Annotated in this window: 23 protein-coding genes; 10 read left to right on the forward strand and 13 right to left on the reverse strand. The window is 46.3% G+C overall.

From position 1 onward, the window contains the following. Positions 1 to 3: 3 nt before the first annotated feature. The 3 genes from BLT07_RS05435 to BLT07_RS05445 all read right to left on the reverse strand — a co-directional run bounded on the left by BLT07_RS05435 (position 4) and on the right by BLT07_RS05445 (position 4223). Complete coding sequence (locus BLT07_RS05435) at positions 4 to 1416, reverse strand: alpha/beta hydrolase (RefSeq protein WP_091866597.1); 1413 nt, start codon at positions 1414 to 1416, stop codon at positions 4 to 6. 99 nt (positions 1417 to 1515) lie between these two features. After that, positions 1516 to 3588: a T9SS type B sorting domain-containing protein gene (locus tag BLT07_RS05440; protein WP_091866599.1), complete on the reverse strand. Its 2073-nt coding sequence runs from the start codon at positions 3586 to 3588 to the stop codon at positions 1516 to 1518. A 143-nt stretch (positions 3589 to 3731) separates the two neighbouring features. Beyond that, entirely contained in the window at positions 3732 to 4223 is a 492-nt protein-coding gene (locus BLT07_RS05445) for an Lrp/AsnC family transcriptional regulator (protein ID WP_091867323.1), read from the reverse strand. A 140-nt stretch (positions 4224 to 4363) separates the two neighbouring features. Between BLT07_RS05445 and BLT07_RS05450 the strand changes: the two genes are divergently transcribed. Further along, complete coding sequence (locus tag BLT07_RS05450; RefSeq protein ID WP_091866601.1) at positions 4364 to 4759, forward strand: hypothetical protein; 396 nt, start codon at positions 4364 to 4366, stop codon at positions 4757 to 4759. 121 nt (positions 4760 to 4880) lie between these two features. After that, on the forward strand, positions 4881 to 5732 hold the full coding sequence (gene purU, locus BLT07_RS05455; RefSeq protein ID WP_091866603.1) for a formyltetrahydrofolate deformylase: 852 nt from the start codon (positions 4881 to 4883) through the stop codon (positions 5730 to 5732). Positions 5733 to 5794: 62 nt separating this feature from the next. Here purU and BLT07_RS05460 read toward each other — a convergent pair whose 3' ends face one another. Then, complete coding sequence (locus BLT07_RS05460) at positions 5795 to 6571, reverse strand: carboxypeptidase-like regulatory domain-containing protein (RefSeq protein ID WP_175455266.1); 777 nt, start codon at positions 6569 to 6571, stop codon at positions 5795 to 5797. Continuing rightward, positions 6571 to 7317, reverse strand: coding sequence for a carboxypeptidase-like regulatory domain-containing protein (locus BLT07_RS05465; RefSeq protein WP_091866605.1), 747 nt, complete (start codon positions 7315 to 7317; stop codon positions 6571 to 6573). Before BLT07_RS05465 ends, BLT07_RS05460 begins: the two co-directional genes overlap by 1 nt. A gap of 312 nt (positions 7318 to 7629) precedes the next feature. Between BLT07_RS05465 and BLT07_RS05470 the strand changes: the two genes are divergently transcribed. The 5 genes from BLT07_RS05470 (at position 7630) to BLT07_RS20905 (ending at position 14788) form a co-directional block, all read left to right on the forward strand. Then, the gene (locus BLT07_RS05470; protein ID WP_091866607.1) at positions 7630 to 11346 is read left to right on the forward strand and encodes a beta strand repeat-containing protein; all 3717 of its coding nucleotides are present in this window, start codon (positions 7630 to 7632) and stop codon (positions 11344 to 11346) included. Positions 11347 to 11516: 170 nt separating this feature from the next. Continuing rightward, on the forward strand, positions 11517 to 12668 hold the full coding sequence (locus BLT07_RS05475; RefSeq protein WP_091867326.1) for a T9SS type B sorting domain-containing protein: 1152 nt from the start codon (positions 11517 to 11519) through the stop codon (positions 12666 to 12668). Positions 12669 to 12833: 165 nt separating this feature from the next. Beyond that, positions 12834 to 13568: a M15 family metallopeptidase gene (locus BLT07_RS05480; protein WP_091866610.1), complete on the forward strand. Its 735-nt coding sequence runs from the start codon at positions 12834 to 12836 to the stop codon at positions 13566 to 13568. 42 nt (positions 13569 to 13610) lie between these two features. Further along, positions 13611 to 14402: a M48 family metalloprotease gene (locus BLT07_RS05485; RefSeq protein WP_091866612.1), complete on the forward strand. Its 792-nt coding sequence runs from the start codon at positions 13611 to 13613 to the stop codon at positions 14400 to 14402. Between the two features lie 218 nt (positions 14403 to 14620). Continuing rightward, positions 14621 to 14788, forward strand: a complete 168-nt coding sequence (locus BLT07_RS20905) for a DUF6747 family protein (protein WP_175455267.1) — start codon at positions 14621 to 14623, stop codon at positions 14786 to 14788. A gap of 119 nt (positions 14789 to 14907) precedes the next feature. Here the strand turns inward: BLT07_RS20905 and BLT07_RS05490 are convergent, their stop codons facing one another. Continuing rightward, a complete protein-coding gene (locus BLT07_RS05490) occupies positions 14908 to 15303 on the reverse strand; it encodes an ankyrin repeat domain-containing protein (RefSeq protein WP_091866614.1) in 396 nt (131 codons plus the stop codon). Positions 15304 to 15520: 217 nt separating this feature from the next. On the opposite strand from BLT07_RS05490, the gene gpmI reads away from it, so the two are divergent. Genes gpmI through BLT07_RS05505 form a run of 3 tightly spaced genes read left to right on the forward strand, consistent with a single transcriptional unit; the run spans position 15521 to position 18694 of the window. Next, on the forward strand, positions 15521 to 17038 hold the full coding sequence (gene gpmI, locus BLT07_RS05495) for a 2,3-bisphosphoglycerate-independent phosphoglycerate mutase (RefSeq protein ID WP_091866615.1): 1518 nt from the start codon (positions 15521 to 15523) through the stop codon (positions 17036 to 17038). Positions 17039 to 17058: 20 nt separating this feature from the next. Then, on the forward strand, positions 17059 to 17877 hold the full coding sequence (gene map / locus BLT07_RS05500; RefSeq protein WP_091866617.1) for a type I methionyl aminopeptidase: 819 nt from the start codon (positions 17059 to 17061) through the stop codon (positions 17875 to 17877). A 52-nt stretch (positions 17878 to 17929) separates the two neighbouring features. Continuing rightward, the gene (locus BLT07_RS05505; RefSeq protein ID WP_091866619.1) at positions 17930 to 18694 is read left to right on the forward strand and encodes a class I SAM-dependent methyltransferase; all 765 of its coding nucleotides are present in this window, start codon (positions 17930 to 17932) and stop codon (positions 18692 to 18694) included. Positions 18695 to 18740: 46 nt separating this feature from the next. On the opposite strand, the gene BLT07_RS05510 is transcribed toward BLT07_RS05505, so the two are convergent. The 7 genes from BLT07_RS05510 to BLT07_RS05540 all read right to left on the reverse strand — a co-directional run bounded on the left by BLT07_RS05510 (position 18741) and on the right by BLT07_RS05540 (position 25285). Continuing rightward, a complete protein-coding gene (locus BLT07_RS05510; protein WP_091866621.1) occupies positions 18741 to 19748 on the reverse strand; it encodes an FAD:protein FMN transferase in 1008 nt (335 codons plus the stop codon). A gap of 175 nt (positions 19749 to 19923) precedes the next feature. After that, positions 19924 to 20283 carry a Na(+)-translocating NADH-quinone reductase subunit F gene (locus BLT07_RS05515; protein ID WP_091866624.1) on the reverse strand — a complete coding sequence of 120 codons (360 nt, stop codon included), beginning with the start codon at positions 20281 to 20283 and terminating at the stop codon, positions 19924 to 19926. A gap of 120 nt (positions 20284 to 20403) precedes the next feature. Then, positions 20404 to 21711 (reverse strand): NADH:ubiquinone reductase (Na(+)-transporting) subunit F, encoded by a 1308-nt coding sequence (gene nqrF, locus BLT07_RS05520; RefSeq protein ID WP_091866626.1) that lies wholly within the window; start codon positions 21709 to 21711, stop codon positions 20404 to 20406. Positions 21712 to 21714: 3 nt separating this feature from the next. After that, positions 21715 to 22584: an NADH:ubiquinone reductase (Na(+)-transporting) subunit E gene (nqrE, locus tag BLT07_RS05525; RefSeq protein ID WP_245726458.1), complete on the reverse strand. Its 870-nt coding sequence runs from the start codon at positions 22582 to 22584 to the stop codon at positions 21715 to 21717. Between the two features lie 22 nt (positions 22585 to 22606). Further along, positions 22607 to 23254, reverse strand: a complete 648-nt coding sequence (locus BLT07_RS05530; protein WP_091866628.1) for an NADH:ubiquinone reductase (Na(+)-transporting) subunit D — start codon at positions 23252 to 23254, stop codon at positions 22607 to 22609. A 1-nt stretch (position 23255) separates the two neighbouring features. Further along, positions 23256 to 24005 (reverse strand): Na(+)-translocating NADH-quinone reductase subunit C, encoded by a 750-nt coding sequence (locus tag BLT07_RS05535; protein WP_091866630.1) that lies wholly within the window; start codon positions 24003 to 24005, stop codon positions 23256 to 23258. 2 nt (positions 24006 to 24007) lie between these two features. Beyond that, positions 24008 to 25285 carry an NADH:ubiquinone reductase (Na(+)-transporting) subunit B gene (locus BLT07_RS05540; protein WP_091866632.1) on the reverse strand — a complete coding sequence of 426 codons (1278 nt, stop codon included), beginning with the start codon at positions 25283 to 25285 and terminating at the stop codon, positions 24008 to 24010. Positions 25286 to 25287 lie beyond the last annotated feature (2 nt).

Consider the following 25287-nt stretch of genomic DNA (forward strand, 5'->3'; position numbering starts at 1 on the left):
ATTTTAATCCAACCCGTAACGGGACGCTTTCAAATATTTTGCCACAATGTCATTGAACTCCGGGGTAAGGCGTAACAATGCGGTATCTTCAAGGTCATAGAGTTCCGCCCTGTCGGTATATCCATTTTTCAAAAGTTCTTCCAGATAAAAAAGGGCGGTACTCGTGTCGTCGACCTTGGCGTTATACGAAATGATCTTCAGGTAACTCGCATAATCTTTGGGGTTGATTACGGTCTTCAACATCCAAAGGAAATTTAAGGCTTCCCCGTCGACCGGATCTCCTGATTTCACGATATCGATATTATCGGCGACCAAAGCGTTGACATAGCCGTTCAAGCGTTTGCCCAATTGCTGTTGTAATTCGTCGGGGTTTTTGATAAACTTTTCGATCTCTTCGATCTGGTACTTCCACCATCCGAGGTTGTTATAGTTATAGGTCAGTATGTCTTCCTCCAAATAATACACATAATCCTCCTTTATTAAACTTTCCTTGAATAAAATAGCCGTTTGGTCTCGGTTGCGAGTCTTGAAAATGTTACTTCTTTTCAAGGTCTTTTGGCTATCCTTTATCGAACCGATTTCTCGAAAGGGGCTATAGATTTCCAACATTTCGTCAAGAAGGTTATAGGCCATTAAGGGCTTGTTCGCTGTGAAGAAGATGTTGGCCCGTGTTAGACTCTCTTCGTATTTGGCATTAATAAAAGCGTCGTCTTTGGGTATACGGCCTTTGGCCATGGCCGCCAAGGTAAATATTTCGAGGGCATTACCCAGCATATCCGCATCGGGCCAATTATGGCCCCCTTCGAACATCAGCAGTTGGTTCGGAAATTTCATGCGATTCAATAGGTTCTCCGTCTCCAGCATTTGGGGATAGTTATAGTCTTCATTACCAACGATACCAATTAAGTGAAAAGGATTTTTAGAGGTCAGCAGCTCGGTATTCGCCACGGTCGCGCCACAGATCAAAACACCTTGAATCCCTTTGATAAAAGCGGGTATCAAGGTCGAAAAGCGACCGCCGCCGGAAAATCCCCCGACATAGATCCGCTCTTTATGGATCGGCAAAAATCGGGTCACGGCATTGAACATTCTATTGGCGATCAGAATATTGTCGGAAATAGGCAAGGTATCCCTTACATTGTTGGAGGCCGCCAAGATATAGCCCTGCTCCTCGGCCGCCGCAGAAATGAGACTCATGGCCTGTTTGCCATGGCCATCCATATCAAAAACGAATAGTATCGGCCAAGTCGAGGAAACCTCGAATTTTTGGGGAAGATATAACGAAAAGGTCTCCGATATCGTATCGTTAATGGATACGGGAAGGGAGTCGATAACGATTCCTTTTTTTAAGGTCATCTGCTGGGCGGAGCAAGAAATGCTAATGCCCAGGGCGATTACGGTCAATAGTTGCTTCATAGTACTTTAATCATCAAAAATCTAGCCAGATACATTTAAGATTGAATCTTGCCATTGCGAAAGGCGAGTCAGTTTTCGGCAGACTCTGAGCTTTAAAAACTAACGTTTCAAGGAAAAGTGACTCTTAAATTCCTTCTGCACATTGTCTTTAACATAGGCTATTCTAAACCAGTAATCACTGGCGGGCATTCTGTGGTCGTTGGCGGTACCGTCCCAACCGGAGCCGTTATTGAACTGGTACAATAAGGTGCCGTATTGGTCAAAAATCGCAATTTCGGCTTTTTCGATTTCGGGAAATCCGACAATTTGCCAGATGTCGTTGTTGCCATCGCCATTGGGCGTGAAAAAACGGGGAAAATCCACCACCAAAAAGTCCTCGGAAAGTACACTGCAATTCTCGCTATCGGTAACATAGGCGACATGCTCGCCGGCACTGAGGTCTTCAAAGCGGTTCGAAGTACCGAAATCACTATCATCAACGGCAAAAAGATACGTGCTTTCCCCTTGCGCTTTAATTTCAACGGTGTTACTATCGGAAAATAGATCGGATACGAAATCCACTTCGAATACTTCCGGCTGCTGCGATGGAAGTACTTCGGTGGCAATGGAAAATTCGCAACCGAATTCCAGGTTTTGCAAGAGCACATGATAGGTGCCCAAGGCGGATGCGGTGAAGGAAGGGCCGGTAGCATCGGTAATCCTATTTTCTTCCGAAATAGTTTCTGTGTACCATGTAAACATATACTTTGAAAGGGACAAGCCGGTGTCCAATACCGGTAAAGGTTCCAATTTTTCACCTTCCCCATCGAAACACAATATATAGGATGCTTTCAGGGAAGATTCAAAATCAAGACCTTGGACTTTCAACTGAAAAGGGACTATTTCGGAACAACTTTGGCCCGATGAAAGCCGCGCATATATGGTTTCGGTGCCCTGTACCTCGTAGTTTTCGGGATTTTCAATAGGATTTGTAAAGTTCTGGGCATCTACTTCCGAAGCAAAATAGGTGACCCCGTAAACGGCCGAATCTTGGGTACCCATCATACGGGTTCCGTTGGTGGAAAAATCGAAGGTTTCGCTACCGTCGCCGTCTAAATCACAAGCGGTTATATCTACCGGATTTCCATTTATTTTCGGAGGCACTATAAACTCCACCGTCAGACCGCCATCGGAAATACAGGATGCCGAAAAAATAAGATCGACCCGGTACTGTCCGTTTTCCGTGAGTGTCACTTGCGGATTGCCCGCCCATTGCGCGACCTCGCTTCCGTCTTTGTACCAGCGATAATCCTGAACGCCTTCTACCGTGGCATCCAAGGGGATGTTCTCACCGATACAGGCGGGATTGCCGTTGGCTACCGTTCGGTCTTCCCCCAAATCATATCCCAAAGAAAAACTGCCCGCTTCCAAAAAAACGGCGGAATCGACTTGGGAATCCTGATTGTCGGAAATTACAAGTTTGATGGTGTAGGATTCCCCGGGTGTAACCAGGGATTCCGCCTTCAGGCTCTCGGTCTGCCCGTAAAAGGATATGGGATCGTTGGCACCGTTTAATTTGCCGAAAAAGTCGATGTTACGGGCATCACATTGCCCCTGTATCCCAGGCCGGATAGTCGTTGCCCTAACCGGTTCTTCCGTACCGGGAACGATGGCCAAATTTGTCGAAACCCCTTGGGAATCGGTCAAGATAAACGCAAACACGTCCGAATAGGTACACTGGTAGTTCTCCTGATACTCTTCGGAAGCAAACAGAAAATTAAAATTGATACTATTGGTAAGCGGTACAAAATCGAACTGGATATAGGTGGCATTGAACAGGTTGCCTGTATTGGTGACCGTTATCAGGTCTTGGTCGCCCGGCCAGCTTTCGGTGCCCGAATCATTGATGCCCGTATTGGGGCCTTGGGCGTCCCTCGCCCTGCCAGTCGATAGAATGATACCTTCCTTGTAGGGAAAATCCGTAGCATTGGCATTAAAATAGCCGATACCGTTTACGTTCTGCTCGGTACCCGTAAAACTGCTGTAGCTTGAGGTCGCGGCACAGTTGCTATTGATCAGAACGTCACGCACCAATTGCTCAACGGTATAGCCCGAATCATCGACCGTGATCTGGCCGAACAGGGCGTAGTTGCCCATAAAAAATATACCGATGATTAGGACTCCGATTTTCATAGCGCTTTCCCGAGAGACGAGCGTTAATTCTCATCAATCAGAAGTTAAATATAGTGAACTCCTTTTGAACGCCTCCCATACTTTCAATCCAAAAATCCGTTTAATCGTCAAAATTAGTACCTTGACCGCGGTTAATTTCAATACTAGGGCATGACTTTTTTTGAACTTGAACTTGATCCTTGCGCCTGAGCTTTCTTCCCGATCGGCGCATTTGTTACGACATTCGAAAGTATAATATGCGTGCGGGTTTCGCCGTATTGGATGAGTTTATCGATAAATTCCTCGAGGTGAAACTGGTCGTTGAGTATTACTTCCATAACGATATTCTCGTTTCCGGTGATGCGATAGCAATTGACCACTTCCTTATAGGTCGTTACCATCGCCAGAAAAGGTTTTAATTTGCCCATAAAAGCCCGCAACGTAATGATGGCCTTGAGCTGATGCCCCGTTTTGGCGTGGGATACCTTGGCCTTATACCCTTCGATGATTCCGAGATCTTCCATTTTTTTTACCCGCTCCGCTACGGCGGGAGGTGTTAGGCCTACTTTACGGCCGATACTGGCGAAGGTTTCCCTTGCGTTCGCTTGCAAACAGTCCAATATTTTCCAGTTCAAATCGTCGATAGTTGAATCCAAAGTCAAAAGTTATTATAAAGTTAGTATCCATAGCAAAAATACATATTTGCTATTGATTCGAAAGATAAAATATAGAATACCGACGTAACTTTATATTCTGTAGTAACGAACTCACATGGAGTTCATTTTGTCGATCTATAATGACGTATCAAAGTTTCGGTTCTTTACCGGTATATAAGAAAGCACTTGAACTCCGCCATATGAGCCGGGAAATCGCTTCGTACGTATCTTTCAACAAAAATCTGTTGAAACTGTACCAATCGAACAGTCATCGCGACAACATCGCCGATTCACTATTGACCGATGCGATACTCATTCCCCAAAAAATTGCGTTGGCGGAATCTACGACCTGCCATAACGAGCGTATGAAGATTGCTACCTACATCAATATCATGATACGGAATATAAATTCGTATTGTAGAGGCTTGGAAAAAGATGGCGTTAAGGAAATCGAATACCTGAACTTGCTCCGTCAAGAAATCAAAAGTTTCCGAAAATCCTTCAAAATTTGGCGCGGATCGTTATCCGCCGAGTAAACTGGGGGCTTCCCGATAATTGACTTCATCCCTGAATTTGACGTAAGTCCGGCCCAGGTATCTTCACCAAGCTATACCAAATTCCATTTATTGTCCTAAATTTGGGATTAAAAACCATCCCTTGAAAACGACCATTCTCATTCATTGTCCCGATCAACAGGGCATTATCAGTGCCGTAACCGGTTTTGTACATGCCAAAGGTGGCAACATTGTATATCTCGATCAGCACGTCGATCAGCAGGCCAATGTATTTTTTATGCGTTTGGAAAGCAATTTTGATGCGGACCTCTTTTCGGAATCCGACTTTGAGAAGGAATTCCAAAAGAATTTGGCCGCGCGTTATACCATGCAGTGGAGCATGCATCGGGCGGGTAGACTACCGAAAATGGCCCTTTTTGTATCCAAATACAATCACTGTTTGTACGATTTGTTGAGCCGTTACAGTTCCGGGGAGTTAGAAGTGGATATCCCATTTGTAGTCAGCAACCACGCCGATCTTCGCCCGATTGCCGAACAGTTCAAAATTCCTTTTTACCATATTCCAGTTACCAAGGCGAACAAGGGCGATGCCGAAAACGAGCAGCTGAAGCTACTGGCTTCCCATGATGTGGATTTTATCGTTTTGGCGCGTTATATGCAAATCGTAAGCGCCAAGATTATTGATCACTATCCCAATAAAATCATCAACATCCACCACTCCTTCTTACCCGCGTTCGCCGGGGCCAAACCCTACCACGCTGCGTTCAAAAGAGGGGTGAAAATCATCGGCGCCACTAGTCACTACGTTACTGAAAACCTTGACGAAGGCCCCATAATCGAACAGGACGTAACGACCGTTACCCACGCCCACCGAATTGCCGATTTTATCACCAAAGGCCGCGACCTTGAGAAAATCGTCCTTGCCCGCGCGGTAAAGTTGCATGTACAGCGGAAGACGATGGTCTATGATAATAAGACGGTGATTTTTTATTAGGGTTTTGATATCCGGCAAAATCCGCCAAAAATGATGCGTACGAAGTAGGTAGTTGCCCTATCTCATTGCTTGGTACCTTCAAGATACACCCAACTCTTCTTCCGCATAAACTCCCAAATCGCCAATCGGTCATGCGTATCGACGAGGGATTGAAAATCGGGGTCCACTTCGCAGAAATACAGAAAGTCATCGATTTTTTCTTTGGGAATCTTCAATTTCGTGGTGTAGAGGGAATCCACATAAAAATCCCTTACACGTTCGGTACGGGCGTATATTTTATTGCGTTCGACCCGCTTTTTCAATAGTTTCTTGCGACCCGTAATGGTGTTGATCAATGGATCTAAACTCATTATCGGGTTGGCGGTCGCTGCATATAGCTCCCTTTCCGCTTTGCTGATGGGTTTTACATAGGCATTGGGCAAGCCGAGGGTGGAGGTCGTGACGACGGGCTCGATATCGAGATTGGAAAGATCCCTTGCAATATCACCCGACAGGTTGTAAGGCGTGACGACGACCTCATCAAGTTCCGTAAGTGCCTCTTCCAAGGGAATCAGTACTAATTTGCTTTCGAGAAGATTCAGGGTGACGACAATTTCCTTGCGTTTGTACTGTACGGCGGAAAAAACCAAGGTATCGTTCAAGTGTACGGAAATGGCAAAAAAGCCATCGCTATCGGTAATGGTAGCCCTATCAGTGGTCGTATTGAGTACATGGGTAGCGGCCACATCGCCATCATCGCTGTAGACCCGACCTTCCATTTTTTCCGAAAAGAAATCCTGTCCCTGTGCTGAAGCCGCCATGATCAGGCAACAAGGAATCAGAATATGTTGTATCGGCATCACTCCTCTTCCATCTGCTTCCGATAGGCCTTGCTTTCATTCACCAAAAAATCCAAGAGCTCGAACTCGTTGTCCTTTAATAATAAGGAATACTCGGGATGGGCATCATCTACATAGAACAAAAAATCATTGATCTTGTCCTGTGGCAGTTTCAGATCGACCACAAAGAACTCATCATCGTACACCTGCCGCAATACCTCGCTCATTTTCAGGCGAGGCCGTTTGTCCGCATCATCCTTTTGACCCGATTTCGCCAAGGCCTTGAAAATATTGACAAAATTAATGCCGTTTTGTAGGCCCCTTTCCTGTTGGCTTATGGCGATGTTCTCCACTTCGGTGGAGCGGTCGGTCTCATATTCCACCTTTTTAAAACGTGCGTTCTGGGCATCGAGAAACTTTTCCTGATTTTCGGGGCTCACCACCACCTCGTCTAGTTCGGTCACCTTTTCGTTCACTTCGATGACCAGACGTTCATTTTCAAGAATCGCCTCGGTAATCTCTACGACTTTTAACTGATAATTGACCGCGGAAAACGCCAGCTGATCCCCGACTTTCACTCGAATCGCGTATTCTCCCGCATTATTCGATATCACCGCATTTTCGGTATCAATATTGATCACGTTCTGGTTCGGTACCGGCACATTGCGGTACAATACGGCACCACGAAGCACTTCGCGCCCATCATCTTGCGCAAATACGGTCGTAAGGGTAAAAAGAAATAAAATTAGAGTAGGGATATACTTCATTGGATTGTTTTAAACAGGATTACTGGAAACAGGATTACTGGATTTTTCGATGGTCAGGATGATGAGTTTTTTCTATGACGGAAATAATAAATGATAATTAATCCAGTTCATAAAGAAAATACAAGTTTCGATCTAAAAAAAACGGCAGCGGATAAACTTTTGTTAATTTGCGGCCGGTACTACCGCCCAACCGAACCTACCTAGCCATTTATATTGGCCGTTTACCTTGGCCGAAGTGTATTTCATCCCATTAATTAGATTTATGGATGGATACTTTTATTTTTGTTATACCTTTTTTTTAATATGTATCGTATGAGAACACGAATTGCATTTCCAATACTTATCATCGGTCTACTTATCGGTAGTTTTGCCTCGGCCCAGGTAAAGATTGGCGATAATCCACAGACCATTGATCCGGCCTCCGTGCTTGAGCTCGAAAGTACCGAAAGGGTACTGGTCATTACCCGGGTCGATTCGATACAGATGTCGAATATCGTACCTAATCGTGGCGCCCTGGTCTACAATACATCGGCGGACTGTGTCTTTTACTACAACGGTACGGATTGGATCAACCTTTGTGGTGACGGCGCCGTCGGTGGTCTTACCACGGATCCCATCGTAAACCCCCAAGCTACTATCGTCATCACCCCTACCCCGAACGGTGGAAACATCGAAATCGCCAAGAGTAGCATCAACAGCAGTATGATTATCGATGGCGGCATCAACGGTATCGATATCCAGAACGGTTCAATCGGGCGGGGCAAGCTACAGAACAGTTCGGTAGACCGGACGAAATTGGCGGAAAACTCCGTAGGCCCATACGCCATCGACAACGACAGTATCGACCTTTCGGATTTTAATAATAGTACCGGATTTATTCGGGATACGGATCTTATCAGTGGGGATGCGGATAATGCGATTGTTGCAGGTGCCGATGGCGGGGCCTATTATGATGATTCGGGATTGCAGACGGCCATAGCCGCCAATACGGCAGGTATTGCTGCGGATGGGGATACGGATGCAGGAAATGAAATTCAGGGATTATCGATATCTGGAAACCAGTTATCGCTTTCGTTAGGGGGCGGTTTGGTCACGTTGCCTACTTCGAATGGCTCGGAGACTAATATACAACCGACTGGAAATAGGATTACGGTTTCGGGCAACGGAACCGCGGGTACTCCTTTTATTATCGATGCGGAGAATGAAGTGGATGGGGATATTTCGAATGAACTTATTACCGCTTCCGAATTGAATGGCAATATACTGACCCTAACCGAAGGGGGTAACCTATTTAATATTGATTTGACAGGTCTGGGCGGCGGTGGGAGTGCTCCTACCGTAATTAATTCGACACCCAGTATTAGCGTATTGGGGGATGGTTCAGCTGCTACTCCATACGAACTTGCCACCATTGGTACTAGCGGGGGTGGAACTACCGAAGAAGTTGATGGCATTACCCTTAGCGGCTTCGGTACCCCATTAGATCCATTTACCATAGTACCGGGTGGTGATGGACAAATATTAACAACTGTTGGTACTGATGTTACTTGGGCGGATTTGCCAACAGGCGGTGGCGGCGTTGTCGCGCCAACCGCTGCCGAAGTGCCTGTTACGACTAATCCAATTAATTATACCGCTATCACCCAAGATGTGGAGGCGCATTTAGTCGGGATTGATTTAGCTTTGGCTTCAGGCGGTGGAGGCGGGGGATCCGACAATCAAACGGCCGCCCAAGTACCTTTTGCTCCATATCAATCTATACTAAGCAATAATGTTCAAGCAGCTGTGCAGGAGCTAAAAGACGAGTTGGATGCTTTACCTTCCGGTGGCGGCGGAGGCAATCAAGATTTGGGTCAGGTCTTGACCCAGGGAAATGATGGTGGCGGATTACTTATTAAAAATATTGGTAATCCAGAGGATGATCAAGATGCCGCCACCAAATCCTATGTCGACGGGGCTATCACTTCCGGTGGCACGCCATTAAACGACGGTAATTTTCTGATTGGCGATGCTACGAACGCTGCCCAGCCCGTTGCAATTAGTGGTGATGCCACAATTGACAATACTGGTGTTTTGACGATTGCCGAAGCTGCAATTACGTTGGAAAAGTTGAACCAGATGGGGGCCGCGAACGACCAGGTCCTCAAATGGGACGGTACCGCATGGGCGCCGGCAGCAGACGCCGGGGGAACCCCATATACGGACGGGGACGGGATTACGCTCACCGACAACGTTTTCAGTGCGGACGATTTGGCAGGGGAGGTTACCGGGCCGACCTCCGCAACGGTGATCGCCGGGAATGCGGTGACCTCCGCCAAGATAGCAAACGCCACCATCCTTGCGGAGGACCTTGCGGACATGGGGGCCGCGAACGATCAGGTCCTTAAATGGAACGGTACGGGTTGGGCACCGGCAGCAGATGCTGGTGGAACCCCATATACCCCGGGTACCGGCCTTACCCTTACGGGAACCGATTTCAACGTGGTCGATCTTGCAGGTGAGGTCACCGGGCCGACCTCCGCAACTGTGATCGCCGGGAACGCCGTCACCTCCGCCAAGATAGCCAACGCCACCATCCTTGCTGAGGACCTTGCGGATATGGGGGCCGCGAACGACCAGGTCCTTAAATGGAACGGTACGGAATGGGCACCGGCAGCAGATTCCGGTGGAACCCCATATACCCCGGGTACCGGCCTTACTCTTACGGGAACCGATTTCAACGTGGTCGATCTTGTAGGTGAGGTTTCCGGGCCGACATCCGCCACGGTCATCGCCGGCAACGCCGTCACCTCCGCCAAGATAGCCAACGCCACCATCCTTGCGGAGGACCTTGCGGATATGGGAGCCGCGAACGATCAGGTCCTTAAATGGAACGGTACGGAATGGGCACCGGCAGCAGATTCGGGTGGAACCCCATATACCCCGGGTACCGGCCTTACTCTTACGGGAACCGATTTCAACGTGGTCGATCTTGTAGGTGAGGTTTCCGGGCCGACATCCGCCACGGTCATCGCCGGGAACGCCGTGACCTCCGCCAAGATAGCCAATGCCACCATCCTTGCGGAGGACCTTGCGAACATGGGAGCCGCAAACGACCAGGTCCTTAAATGGAACGGCACCGCATGGGCACCGGCAGCTGACGCCGGATTCGTATTCACGAACACCGACAGGATTATTGGAGATGGAACATCAGGAGACCCTCTGACTATAAGAAATGATGCAATTACCGCATTTGAATTGGCTAATGATGCAGTGACTATTCCAAACATTGCCGATGCCAATGTAACGCCTGCAAAAATACAGCCATCACCAACCGACGGGGAAGTGCTAACTACGGTCGGCGGAAATGTAGTCTGGGCCGCTGGAGAGACAACTACGTTGTCTTCTGACGGTTCAATAACAATAGTAAAAACAGGAAATAATTATGATTTGTCGGTCGGAGAAATATCTGGTGGTTTTGGAGGACAAATAACTGACGACTCGATAACAGCTTCCGATTTACAAGCAGATTCGGTCGATAGTCAAGAAATTAAATCTGGAGCCGTAAAAACAGGTGAGATATTTGATGGCACAATAACCGATATTGATATTAATGCAGGCGCAGCTATTGACGGAACAAAAATAAACCCAAATTTCGGGCCTCAAGATATTAGCACAACTGGTAGTGTCACCGTCGGTGTTACAATAGTTCATCCGGACTACGTATTCGAAAAATATTTTAAAGACTCCTCCAAACTAAAGAAAACCTACAACTTCAAAACCTTAGAAGAAATCGAAACCTTCATCAAAAAAAACCACCACCTCCCCGGCATCAAATCAGCCGAACAGGTCAAAAAGGACGGTTTTTGGAATCTAAGCGAATCGAACCTACAAAACCTCGAAAAAATCGAAGAACTCTACCTCCATACCATCGAGCAAGAGAAAAAAATCAACCAATTACAATCGGAAAAAGAAGTCTTATCGGATGAAGTCAAAGCCTTGCGAAATGATTTGGAAGAAATCAAGACCATGCTCAAAAAATTGAAATAACGTATACAAGGACCAACGTTTACTTTGAAATAATCTCCTTGTCAGCAAAGCGGCCCTTATTTGAAAATGATGGAAGCTTTTAATAGGTTGATCCCAGTGTGTTGCACCAATTAACTGACAAAAGCGATTTTACAAAAATCGATGGCTTAAACATCGACCATAGACGATTTATGAAAGAAAAACTCTTCATACTATTTATATTCATCGCTTTGCGCCTCCACGCTCAAACCGCCCTGCAAAACACGGGCAACCTGCGTATACATGAAAACGGCCAAATGGGCTTCCATACCAATCTGGTCAACGATGGGCTTTTCGATGAAAACCTGGGACTGGTCGGGTTTTACGGCGATTTGCCGATAAGTATTTCCGGGGCGTTGTTCCCTTCCTTTTTTGATGCGGAATTCGTCACCCAAAACGGAGTGGTCCTAAACAATACCCTAAACATTATAAACAATGTCAACTTTATAACGGGAGACGTATCTACGCCTAGAGCCGATTCTGGTACCACCCTGAATTTTCTCGACAACGCTTTTTCCACCGGGGAAAGCGATATCGGTAAGGTCGAAGGTTATGTCAGTCTGGCCGGGCAACAGGGGTTTACGTTTCCCGTGGGCGATTTCGAACAATTACGGCCGCTGATCTTAAACTCCACCAATATCAATACAATCAGCAAATGCGCCTATTTTTTCGAAGACCCCAATACCCCCAGTACGTTTGCCACTTCCTTTAGTACCAGTGCCCGACCGGTCAATATCAGTAAAATCAGTACCGTAGAATTCTGGCGGTTGGAAGGTTCGGAATCCTCTACCGTGCAGCTCAGCTGGAACGAACGCAGCGACATTGCCAACCTGACCAATGACGTATCCGAAATCGTTCTGGTAGGTTGGAGCAAGGCTTTGAACCAGTGGGAAAATCTTAGCGGTCCCACCACTATGGGCGACCTTTCACAAGGCTTTGCCGTTTCCAATGCATTTATTCCCGACAACTATGCGGCGATAACTTTTGGCGCATCCGCAGAACCCCGCGATTATCTCGATCTTGACGATTATCTCGTCAGCCCGAACGGAGACGGCATCAACGACTTTTTGAATATTCCCGAATTGGCGCAATCCCCCAACAACCACATGAAAATCTACGACCGAAACGGGTCCAAGGTTTTCGAAAAAGTCAATTACTCCAATGAATTCAACGGTTTTTCAAATGTAGACAACCTGGTAATATCTAGGGATAAGGGCCTACCTTCCGGCGTGTATTTCTATATCGTTTCCATGGACGATATCAGTCTTATGTTTCAAGGGTTTTTGTATTTGGCGAACGACTAGACAGGTTCAGTCCCAAGTGGCAAAACAGAAAAAAATCAGTGAATATTCGCTTTTATTCCATAATAATACGCTCAGCCCGCCCGAAAAAACGGATTGGCAGTATATTTGTAAGGTAGCAAAATACCAAAACCAAAATATCCTCCGTTAACTTAGTAAACCATCACCATGCAAAGACGTTCCTTCCTCCAAAAAACAGGTCTAACCGGACTGGCATTGACTGCCCTGCCCCATCTGTCCTTTTCAAACGATTTTGAATATTCCATTTTAGAGTTGATGGGCAAGGCCGATATCGAGTTATATGGCGAAGGCTATCAACTAAAAAAAGAGGCACACGACGCGTTTGTCACCATGAAAAAGGCGGCCTATAGCGACGGTATCGACCTTAAGCCGGTATCGAGCTATCGGAGTTTCGAACATCAGCGTTCCATTTTTGAGCGGAAATACCAGCGCTATACCGATGACGACGGAATGAAACCCATTGCGGCGATCGATAAGATCATCGAATATTCTACCATTCCCGGTACTAGCCGACACCATTGGGGAACTGATATCGATATCGTCGACGGCTACCGAAAAGTCGAGGGCGATGTGCTAGTGCCTTCCAAATTTGCCGAAGGCAAACCCTATGCGGATTTCAAAAAATGGATGGACGAAAATTCCAAAACCTACGATTTTCATCTGGTCTATACCGATACTCCCGGGCGCCGTGGCTTTAAATACGAGCCTTGGCATTATAGCTACGCCCCGATATCCATTCCCATGTTGGCCGAATTCCGCAGAAAGAACATCATGCTCCTCCTACAAAAAGAAGATTTTATCGGAAGCGACCATTTTACCGAAGGTTTCTTGACCCATTACATCGAAGACAATATTCTGGATATTAATACAGAGTTGTTGTAATCATCTTTTTCGTATCTTGAATCCCTTATCAAAAAATAAACCATGCGACGAGGGAATTGGAAAATACGGATACTAATCGGGCTGGCCATTGTGGGCTTCGCCTATGTGCAACGCTGTAGTAACAAAGAGGAAAACCCGTATACCGGAAGGTCTCAGACCATTAACATGAGTGCCGATCAGGAGATTGCGATCGGGCTGCAAAGTACCCCTGAAATCGCACAGCAGTACGGCGGACTTTATCCCGACGAAAAATTACAGGCCTATGTCGATAAGGTAGGCAAAAGTCTGGTCCAGAACAGCATCGCCAAAGAGACCCCCTATCAATATGATTTCCATCTCTTGGCCGATGACCAGACCGTCAATGCCTTTGCCCTGCCCGGCGGACCCGTTTTTATCACCTATGCGCTTTTTAAAGAATTGAACGAGGCCCAATTGGCCGGCGTTTTGGGCCATGAGATTGGCCACGTCATCGGCAGGCACTCCGCAGAACGTATCGCGGACAGCGAATTTTGGCAGACCGTTTCTACTGGCGCATCCGTAGGTGCCGATATGGGAGGGGTCGTAGCTGGCATCGGCCAGAATACCCTCTTGAAAAACGGGCGCGGCGACGAGTTGGAAAGCGATGACCTTGGGGTTCTTTTTATGATGCAATCCGGATACGATCCCGAAGAAATGATTCAAGTAATGGAAATTCTAAAAGCCGCCTCAGGAGGCTCGGAGAGGGTGCCGGAATTTCAAAGTACCCATCCCGACCCCGGCAATCGCATCGAAAGAATTCGGGAATCGATCGAGAAATATCGAAATGAAGAGGGTGTCTTGAAGGTTGCCAGTTGAAGTTTACAAGTCGCCTGCTGAAGTTTGGCACTTGAAACTAGTCCATAGAATTATTAATGGCCTGATGTTCCATTTCGTATTTCAATTTTACGTTGAACGGGTATTAAATTCGTTGAGTCGTCCCTCTATAAAGCAGTAATTTTCGTACATTTGTGTTGCCCAAGTATATCTTACCCAGTGATCTTCAACCCTCTTAGCTGTGACTAAATCACCTCTATATGGGTACGCTATCACATTTTCGAACTATTTATATCCAAGCTTTTAAGGGCTGTAAGCCTGAGATACTGGTGGTACTGCTAAAAGTATATTCGGTGTTCTGCGCCCTGATGCTCTTTTTGGCCGTATATGCTTTTATGGACAGGGCCTTAAATGGATTTGATTTTTAGAAATCCGCTGCTTCTTTACTTGTCCCCCTCCTACAACTAAAAAATAAAACCCGATTATCCGCACGAAGCAAGATAATCGGGTTTCTTTTTCTGCCGTTTTTAACGACCGCTTGGATATATCAACTGCCTAAAGCCGTTTCCAAAACGGCAAGGGCATCCACGGCATTCGAGAGTTCGGCATATTTTTTTACCGAGAAGCCGTTGTCGCTCTTAATCTGCAAGTCGGCGCCGCTTTCGATAAGCAGTTCCAGAATTTCCACTTTGTTGTAACGGGCCGCGAACATCGCAGGGGTCATGCCCAATGATTTTTGGTTGACGTCTTCGCCGAGGTCGACCAAACTTTTTACGGTATTGTAGTCCCCTTTTACGATGGCCTTACAGAACGAACTGATATTGACTTCCTTGATGTTCTTGGTGATGGCAGGCCCATCGGTTGCAGCTGAAATTTCCTTGGCACTAAGGCCGGTCACGGCGACCATAAAGGCCGCGGCAACAGTTAGAATCGTTTTTCTCATGATGAATGATTTAGATTGATGAAATAATTAATTTATAAAGGAATTCTCGTGAAATCCTATACTAAAGAGACGAAGCTTGCCCTATAATGTTTCATCATCCCGTACAAAATAACATTATTTTAACATTTTGGTCCTGTACATAGTTTAAAAAGCTACGGGAAATACTGGGTATACTAAATGGATAGCTTTATTTTTGACTACCGATAAAAATCCAAAAATGAACAAAAAAGTAATACTCATGATTTTGGACGGATGGGGCAAGTCACCCGATCCCAAAATCTCCGCTATAGATAACGCCAACACCCCCTTTGTCGACTCACTCTACAAAGAGTATCCCAATGCCAATCTCTTGACCGATGGCATGAACGTAGGCCTTCCCGAAGGCCAAATGGGCAATAGTGAGGTGGGCCACATGAATTTAGGTGCGGGCCGTATCGTTTATCAAGATTTGGCCAAAATCAATCTGGCCGTCAAAGAAAATACGCTCAAAGACGAAAAGGTATTAAAGGATGCCTTTGACTACGCCAAGAAAAATAATAAGGCCGTACACTTTTTAGGCCTGGTAAGCGACGGCGGGGTACACAGCCACATTAACCATATCAAGGGACTGATCAAAGCCGGATATGATTATGGAGTGTCAAACATGTTCGTACATGCTTTTACCGATGGTCGCGACGTCGATCCTAAAAGTGGGAAGGGTTTCTTGGTAGATTTAAAGGAATTCGCTTCCGATAAACATACGAAACTGGCTACCGTAATCGGCCGATATTATGCGATGGACCGAGATAAACGCTGGGAACGGATCAAACTGGCCTACGATGCCATGGTCAATGCCGAAGGCGAAAAGTCTTCGGATATTGCCGAATCCATGCAGAAAAGTTATGACGCCGATATCACCGACGAGTTTATCAAGCCGATCATTATGACGGATGCCGAAGGCGAACCGGTCGCCCAAATCAAAGAAGACGATGTAATCATTTTCTTCAATTTCAGGACCGATCGTGGAAGACAGCTGACCGAGGTCTTGACCCAGATAGACATGCATGAAAAGAATATGCATAAGCTGAACCTGTACTACGTAACCCTTACCAACTATGATGATGCCTATAAGGATATTCACGTGGTCTATAACAAAGAAAATATCAAGGAAACCTTAGGGGAAGTATTGGAAAAAGCCGGAAAAAAACAGATCCGTATCGCCGAAACCGAGAAATATCCGCATGTGACCTTCTTTTTTAACGGAGGAAGGGAAGTTCCTTTCGATGGCGAACAGCGTTTGTTGTGTCCATCGCCCAAGGTCGCGACCTATGACCTGCAGCCTGAAATGAGCGCCTATGAGATTCGGGATGCCATTATTCCCGAACTGCAAAAAGGCGAAGTCGATTTTGTATGCCTGAACTTTGCCAACCCCGATATGGTAGGCCACACCGGCGATATGCAAGCGGCCATCAAAGCCTGCGAAACTGTCGATGCTTGTGCCAAGTCCGTCATTACGGTGGCCAAGGAAAACGGATATTCTGTCATCGTTATCGCCGACCACGGCAATTGCGAGACCATGGTCAATCCCGATGGCAGTCCTAATACATCGCACACTACCAACCCCGTACCTCTAATTTTGGTGGATGACGATATCAAAGAAATCAAAGATGGAGTCTTGGGCGATATCGCACCGACCATTTTGAAAATGATGGGCATCGAACAGCCGGAATTGATGACTAGGCATGCGTTGGTCTGAAAACTTTATCTTTGCAAACTATGGTCAAAATCAAAACATCCGAAGAAATCGAATTGATGCGCGAAAGTGCCTTGGTCGTCTCCAAGACTTTGGGCATGCTGGCATCGGAAATCAAACCCGGGGTAAATGCGCTTTATCTGGATAAACTTGCGGAAGATTACATCCGCGAGCAAGGTGCGGAACCTGGTTTTTTAGGAATGTACGACTTTCCGAATACCTTGAATATGAGTCCCAATGCCCAAGTGGTACATGGTATTCCCAATAAAGAACCGCTGAAAGAGGGCGATATTCTCTCTGTGGATTGTGGTGCCCTTAAAAACGGATATTACGGTGACCATGCTTATACCTTCCCTATCGGGGAAATAGATCCCGAAACCGAAAAACTGTTGCGGGTCACGAAGGAGTCCCTCTATATCGGCATCCGTGAATTTAAGATCGGCAACCGAGTGGGCGACGTGGGCTATGCTATACAAAACTACTGCGAAGGGCATGGCTATGGCGTGGTACGCGAGTTGGTAGGGCATGGTTTGGGGAAAAAACTGCACGAAGCGCCCGAAATGCCCAATTACGGTAAGCGGGGAAGGGGTAAAAAATTCCTCGAAGGCATGGTAGTCGCCATTGAGCCCATGATCAACGGCGGCACCCGACGTATCAAACAGTTAAAAGATGGGTGGACCATACTTACGGCCGACGGAAAACCTAGTGCGCACTTCGAGCACAATGTGGCGATTGTGAATGGTAAACCGGAGCTTCTTTCTACGTTTCAGTATATTTATGAAGCGTTAGGGGTCGATAGTGATGAGGAAAATGAGTTTCGGCAGTCTAAATTGGTGTTATAATCAAAACACGGGGGCAAAAAATTTAAAAAAGTAGTTCAAATTCCTGTTATCCGTGTCCAAATTTTTCAAGTACATCCTGAATACCCTTCCTCGGCCACTGCTCATTAAATTGAGCTATCTGGCTCGCCCCATATTGGCGCTCTTGATGCGGGGCTATCGGTACGAAGACCCTATCGACGGCCGACGTTTCAAGAGCTTCTTGCCCTACGGCTATGAAAGTCCCCGTGAAAATGTACTCTCCCCCTCTACCCTATCACTTGAACGCCACCGGCTGTTATGGTTGTATCTTAAGAAGGAGACCGATTTTTTTACCGCTCCCCTTAAAATTTTACACTTTGCTCCCGAACAGGCTTTCTACAAACGCTTTCGGAAGCTAAAAAATCTGGAATATACCACCACCGATCTGAACTCCCCCTTGGCGGATGTCAAAGCCGATATTTGCGATCTGCCTTTTGAAAAAGAGACCTTCGACGTCATTCTCTGCAATCACGTTCTTGAACATATTCCCGATGACACCAAAGCCATGTCAGAAATGTACAGGGTACTCAAAACGGGGGGATGGGGCATATTTCAAATTCCCCAAGACCTGAAAAGGGATGAAACCTTTGAAGACGATACCATTACCGATCAAAAAGAACGCGCCAAAATCTTCGGGCAATACGACCATGTTCGCATTTACGGAAGGGATTATTTCGACAAACTGAGAAGCGTCGGTTTTACGGTCGAAGAAGTTGATTATACCGCCTCCTTACTGGCATCGGACATTGAAAAATTTCGACTTGCTGATGGGGAGATTATTCCCGTGGTAAGAAAATAAACCCGAAATATGTATTCCTTTTTGTAGAAATAGGCCTGTCTTGATCCTACTCCGTAATCAGCTGCTTGAACCCTTCGGTCATGAATTCCTGCGGCTCGCCTTTTTCATCGAGGTAAACGATATAGGCTTCCAGTTCGCGCTGACTGGTCAATAGTTTAATGGCTTCGTCCAGATCCATAGCCATGAAGGCCGTGGCATAGGCATCGGCCTTGGCGCAGGTGTTGGCCAAGGTGGTGACTCCTAAAGTATTCGCATTTTTGGTGAATCCGGTCTTCGGATCTATGGTATGCACATATTTCTTACCTGTAATCGGATCCGTTCTGAACTTTCGATAGTTTCCCGAAGAGGCCAAAGCCCTGTCCTTTAAGTTGATTAGAATCTTGAGTTTACGGGTATCGCCCATTTGGGGGTCATCAATACCGACTACCCACTGCTTCTCCTTGATTTTATTCAAGCCCTTGGCGACCACTTCACCTCCTACTTCCAGGAGATAATCTTGAATATTCTTTTGATCCATCAGCCGCGCCAACCGATCTATCGTGTATCCTTTAGCGATTGCGTTGAAATCCAGATGAATGTCCGGATTCGATTTTACGATGGTGTTTTCATCGGTTAGGGTTACCTTGTCGAAACCAACAAAATTTAACAAACTATCGATTCGAACGCTGTCCAGTTCCATTTGTTCCCCAGGACCGAAGCCCCAGGCATCGACCAAAACGCCTACGGTAGGGTCGAAATACCCTTCCGTTTTCTCATAAATTTCTTTGGAAAGTTCAAAAACATCCCGAAACATGGCATCGACCACAAGGGTAGAATCGCCGCGATTGATTTTGGAAATATCCGAATTGGGAATGTAGGTAGACAGGGACCGGTTGACCGTATCGAAAACGGAATCGATTTCCTTTTGTAAATCGAGCTGTTTGTCGGACAAATAGGTAAGGCTATAGGAAGTACCCAAAGCGCTGCCAGCGTTTTGGTTTTTAAATATTTCCGGTCCATTGGGTGAGCAGGAAAAAAACAATAAGGCAATGAGGGAAAAATAGGTATATTTCATTATGACTACTGAAATTCAAACATTTATTTCAAAATCTTCAGAGATTCCCCGGCCTTACCGCAAAAGGTACAGGATTTCGCATAGTGAGGCAATATAATTTCAATATGCCAAAAAGATTCCCGTCTGCGCTTTAATTCCCTCGGAACACCGCTGCGGATGGATTTGGACTTAAATTTTAAACTTCTACCAGTCCTTCGTACTCCACGATATAATCCTCGTTAAGATATACGGGAAGCCCTTGGTCTTTCGCATTCGAAAGCCCGACGCCTGCAAAATAGGATTTGGCTTCGAAACTTTCGGCATGCTTTTTTACCTTTTCTATCAGTTTGACGTCATATTCCTTGGGGTTTTCGGGATAAGACACACAGCGTACCACAATAAAATGCAGCTGTTTTTCTTTCAGGCAGACGAACTGTGGATTCTTTTTTGGTTTGCTGTTTACCGCCATAAATTCAAAACCTTCGGCTTCTAACTGCTTGCCGACGATATTCATGGCCAGGTTGTGAAGCTCTTGTTCCGTCAGGGGTTTTGCCATGGTTCAACTATTCGTTCAAAAAAACCGATATCGAGATATCGGTCTTCTTAATGATGTATTAGATTCCCGACGAAATTCATCCTAGGCGGAGTGGAAAGGCGGGAATGACAAAAAGTTTAATTACCCGCCAAAATCATCAAATCGGATGTGTTCATCTGGAATACCGTAATCCTCGCCCATTTTCTGTACCGCTTTGTTCATCAAAGGAGGACCACAGAAATACAGTTCAATATCTTCGGGAGATTCGTGTTTGCTTAAATAATTATCGATAACACAGTTGTGGATAAAACCGACAAAACCATCGCCGGGGGCATCGATATCTTCCTTGACTTTCCAGTTATCCTCTTCGGCAGGCTCGGAAAGCGCCATGTAGAATTTAAAGTTCGGGAATTCCTTTTCCAAGGCTTTGAAATGATCGATATAGAAAAGTTCCCGTTTTGAGCGGCCCCCGTACCAGTAGGATACCTTCCGATTGGTCTTTAAGGTCTCGAACAAATGGTAGAGATGCGATCGCATGGGCGCCATACCTGCACCCCCACCTACGTAAAGCATTTCTGAATCCGATTCGTTTATAAAAAATTCACCAAAAGGCCCTGAAATAGTCACATCGTCGCCCTTTTTCAAGGAAAATATATACGAGGAAGCCACACCCGGATTGACGGTCATCCATCCGTTCTTTGAGCGGTCCCAAGGTGGGGTCGCGATGCGTACGTTCAACATAATCTCTTTGCCCTCAGCGGGAAACGAGGCCATAGAGTAGGCTCTTTCCACGGTTTCCGGATTTTTCATTACCAAGGGCCATAGGTTGAACTTGTCCCATTCCTCCTGAAATTTATCGGGAGTCTCATGCTCCTCTGGATGCGCCGTAATATCGATATCCTTATAATTGATTTCACATTTCGGGATTTCAATCTGGATATATCCCCCGGCTTTATACCCCATATCCTCTTGGATCTCGACTACAAATTCTTTAATGAAAGAAGCCACATTATAATTTCGTACCACTTTGGCGGGCCATTTTTTGATACCGAACACCTCTTCGGGTATCGTAATTTCCATGTCCTGTTTCACCTTAACCTGACAGGACAAGCGTGCACCTGCGTTCAGTTCCCTTTTTGAAAAATGCGGTGTTTCGGTCGGTAGTGCCTCTCCCCCGCCCGAAAGCACGTGGCACTCGCACTGAATGCAGGTACCGCCACCACCACAGGCCGAAGGCAAGAATATCTTTTGGTTGCTCAACGTAGTTAGCAATGAACTTCCGGAACCCACCTCTAACTTTTTTTCACCATTTATAGTGATAGTTACGGGACCGGACGGGGATAATTTTTCCTTGGTGAACAACAACAAAGCGACCAAGATCATCAAGAGTATCAAAAAGGCGACCACGGTAATCAATATCGTACCACCCGTGCTTGTAGCTAATAGCATAATTTATTTATTTATTGCTTCATGATAGGATACTTCCTTTTCTTTATTGAAAAGATCCTTCGTGATTTCAGTTTCTTGCTTCGCGTTTTCGGATAAATTTGCCGGCTCACTGGCAGTTGTACCTAGCTTCGCAGCATTTTCCTTAGAAATAGGATCATCATCCCTAGTCAAAAATACCTTGGTTTCTGCTGTGGCGTCCTCATTATTTGTCGGTACTCCGGCGGTGGTCCCCTCAGCAGGAGCTGCATCGTCCCCTCCGGTCAGCATCCCTCCGAAACTTTGGAAACCAATGCCCATCAATCCGGTAATAATAAAAGTAATACCAAGACCCCTCAAAGGTGGCGGCACGTTCGAGTATCGTATCTTTTCACGTATAGCGGCAATCGCCAATATGGCCAAAAACCAGCCAATTCCGGAACTTAATCCATAGTTGAAGGCAAGGCCCAAGCTTTGGATATCACGGGATTGCATAAACAATGATCCTCCTAAAATCGCACAGTTCACTGCTATCAATGGTAAAAAGATTCCCAAAGAGTTATACAGCGCCGGCGAGAACTTCTCTACGACGATTTCTACTAGCTGCACCATGGTGGCTATGGTAGCTATAAACAGGATAAAAGATAGAAAACTCAGGTTGTAGTCCGCATATTCCGGGCCCAACCAGGTCAGGGCACCATCTCGCAAGAGATACTGGTCCAACAACCAGTTCAGGGGTACGGTCACGGCTAAAACAAAGATTACGGCCGCCCCCAAGCCCACGGCGGTGGTCACTTTCTTGGAAACCGCCAAATAGGAACACATCCCCAAAAAGGTGGCGAATATCATATTGTCTATGAAAATGGACCTAAAAAATAATTCTACATGTTCTAACATATCAGACTTTATAAAATCTAAATTAATTATCTTCGATAAGCGCCACATTTTTGGAGCGCTGCACCCAAATAATGATTCCGATCACAATTAGCGCCGCCGGCGGAATAATCATAAACCCGTTGTTCTCGTAACCTGTTGCATATAGGCCCGTCTTGGTAATAGGATCTCCCAGCACTTTGTAACCGAGCAACGTGCCGGATCCCAATAATTCCCTAAAGAACCCAACAATGACCAAAATCAGACCATAACCCATCGAGTTGCCGATACCGTCCAAAAAGGATCGCCACGGGCCGTTGGCAAGGGCGAAGGCCTCGAAACGGCCCATAATGATACAGTTGGTAATGATGAGGCCGACGAATACCGATAAGGTTTTGCTCAGTTCGTAGGCAAAGGCCTTAAGAACCTGATCGACAACGATCACCAAAGCGGCGACCACGATCAGTTGCACAATGATCCGTATTTTGCCGGGAATGACATTCCGCATCAGCGAGATGACCACGTTACCAAGACCCAATACGAACATTACCGCGATGGCCATAACAATCGAAGCCTTCAGTTCAGCCGTAATCGCCAGTGCCGAACAGATACCCAGTACCTGAATGGTGATCGGATTATTGTCCGCCAACGGATCCGTTATAAGGCTTGCATCTTTTTTTGTTAATAATGCCATATTATTTTGCTCTAATAGTTTGTAAATAATCTTTGTAAAGATTTACGGTTTCGCTAATCATGGCCGAAACCCCGTTACCGGTAATCGTCGCCCCTGCCAGGGCGTCCACCTTATTATCCTCTTTTCTATCGTTCAAGGGGTCGTTGTTGCCCTTGGCAACACTAATGCCCGCATATCGGGTATCTTGCATAATGGTTTCCCCTGTAAAATCGTCCATAAAATAACGCTGATTGATATTGGCACCCAGACCGGGCGTTTCCCCTTTATGATCAAAGAATACGCCCTGTACGACCATGTTATTATCCAAAGCGATAAAGCCCCAAATAGCATCCCAAAGGCCTTTGCCGTACATGGGGATGATATAATATTCCTTTCCGTCTTTCTCGCCAATGAAAAGCGGAAGTTCTGGAGTTACCCCTTTTTTATAATTGGCCAATTGCTTTTTCATGTCGATCAGGTACGCCTCATTGTCGGTAATCAGACTGTCGCCCTTAATGACCAACTGTTTCTTGATGTATTTCGAGAATTCGTCCTCGACCTCATCCGCCGGCACAAAGTTGACGCTGCCCTCATCGACATTTTCGTTAACGCCCATGGCGTAGAGTATGTTCTGTTGTTTTTCGAACCTTTCGTTCTCCTTGATCTTTCCCCCGAGCCCCGAGGCCACGAAAGCCAGGGTCGAACCGACGACAACGACCATAATGGCCGCAAATACGATGGTATAGACGTTCTTATCTGTGTTCATTGCCATAACTATGCAGTTTCTACTTGAAGTTCCTTTTCCTCGCCCTCAGAATCCTTAGGCAAAATTGTGGCGTTCTTCAATCGTTTCAATCTTCGTTTTATATTTCCACGGATGACGTAATGGTCGATGGTCGGTGCAAAAACGTTCATTAATAGGATAGCCAAGAATACACCTTCGGGATAGGCGGGATTGAATACCCTAATCATAACGGACATAAATCCGATAAAAAAGCCATAAAACCATTTCCCGCGGTTGGTCTGTGCACCGGTCACGGGATCGGTCGCCATATAAACGATACCGAAAGCAAGCCCGCCCACAATAAGATGCTCCCAAAACGGGAAGCTCATCAATCCGTAGAACTTACTGGTATCCCCGATCCATCCTTGGTCCACTACGCCGTTAAAAATCAGACCCATAACCAATGAACCGATAACGGCACTGAGCATGATCCGCCAACTGGCAATTTTGCTGAATATCAGAAAGAGGCCACCGAGCAGTATCAAAAAGGTCGAGGTCTCCCCTACGGAACCGGGAATAAATCCAAAGAACATATCCGAAATGGAATAGCTGTACACGTCGCCTTGGGCCAAAGACCCTAATATGGTCTCCCCTGAAATCGCGTCTGGGGTACCTGCGAGGTCTACGGCATTGTGCACCCAGACCTTGTCACCGCTCATCCAAGTAGGATAGGCGAAGAATAGGAATGCACGGATGGTCAGTGCGGGATTCAAGATGTTCATTCCCGTACCACCAAACACCTCTTTTCCTATGATGACACCAAATATTACGGCAACGGCCAACATCCAAAGGGGGGTATCGATCGGTACAATTAGGGGCACCAACATACCGGTTACCAAATAGCCCTCTTCTACCTCGTGTCCCTTAATAACGGCAAAGATGAACTCTACCAAAAGACCCACGCCATAAGAAACGATCACTAAGGGCAGTACTTTTATGATACCGATCCAGAAGTTGTCCCATGTCAAAAAATTCCCTAATACGGAAAGTTCCCTTACCGTTCCGTTTGCCGCGTCAATGGCAGCATAATACTGGTATCCTGCGTTGAACATGGAGAACAACAACACCGGTATCAGCGCCATGATCACCGTATTCATCGTACGTTTCAAATCATCTGCCGCCCGAACATGGGAACCAGAATGCGTTGTTTCGTCGGGCGTGAACAAAAACGTATGCAGCGCATTGAAGGCCGGTGCCATTTTCTTGCCGCGGTAATGATGCTTTATAATATGAAGCCTTTTCTTAAAAGTCAGTCTTTTATCACTCATCT

The organism is Pricia antarctica (genome assembly GCF_900101815.1).
GTDB lineage: Bacteria > Bacteroidota > Bacteroidia > Flavobacteriales > Flavobacteriaceae > Pricia > Pricia antarctica.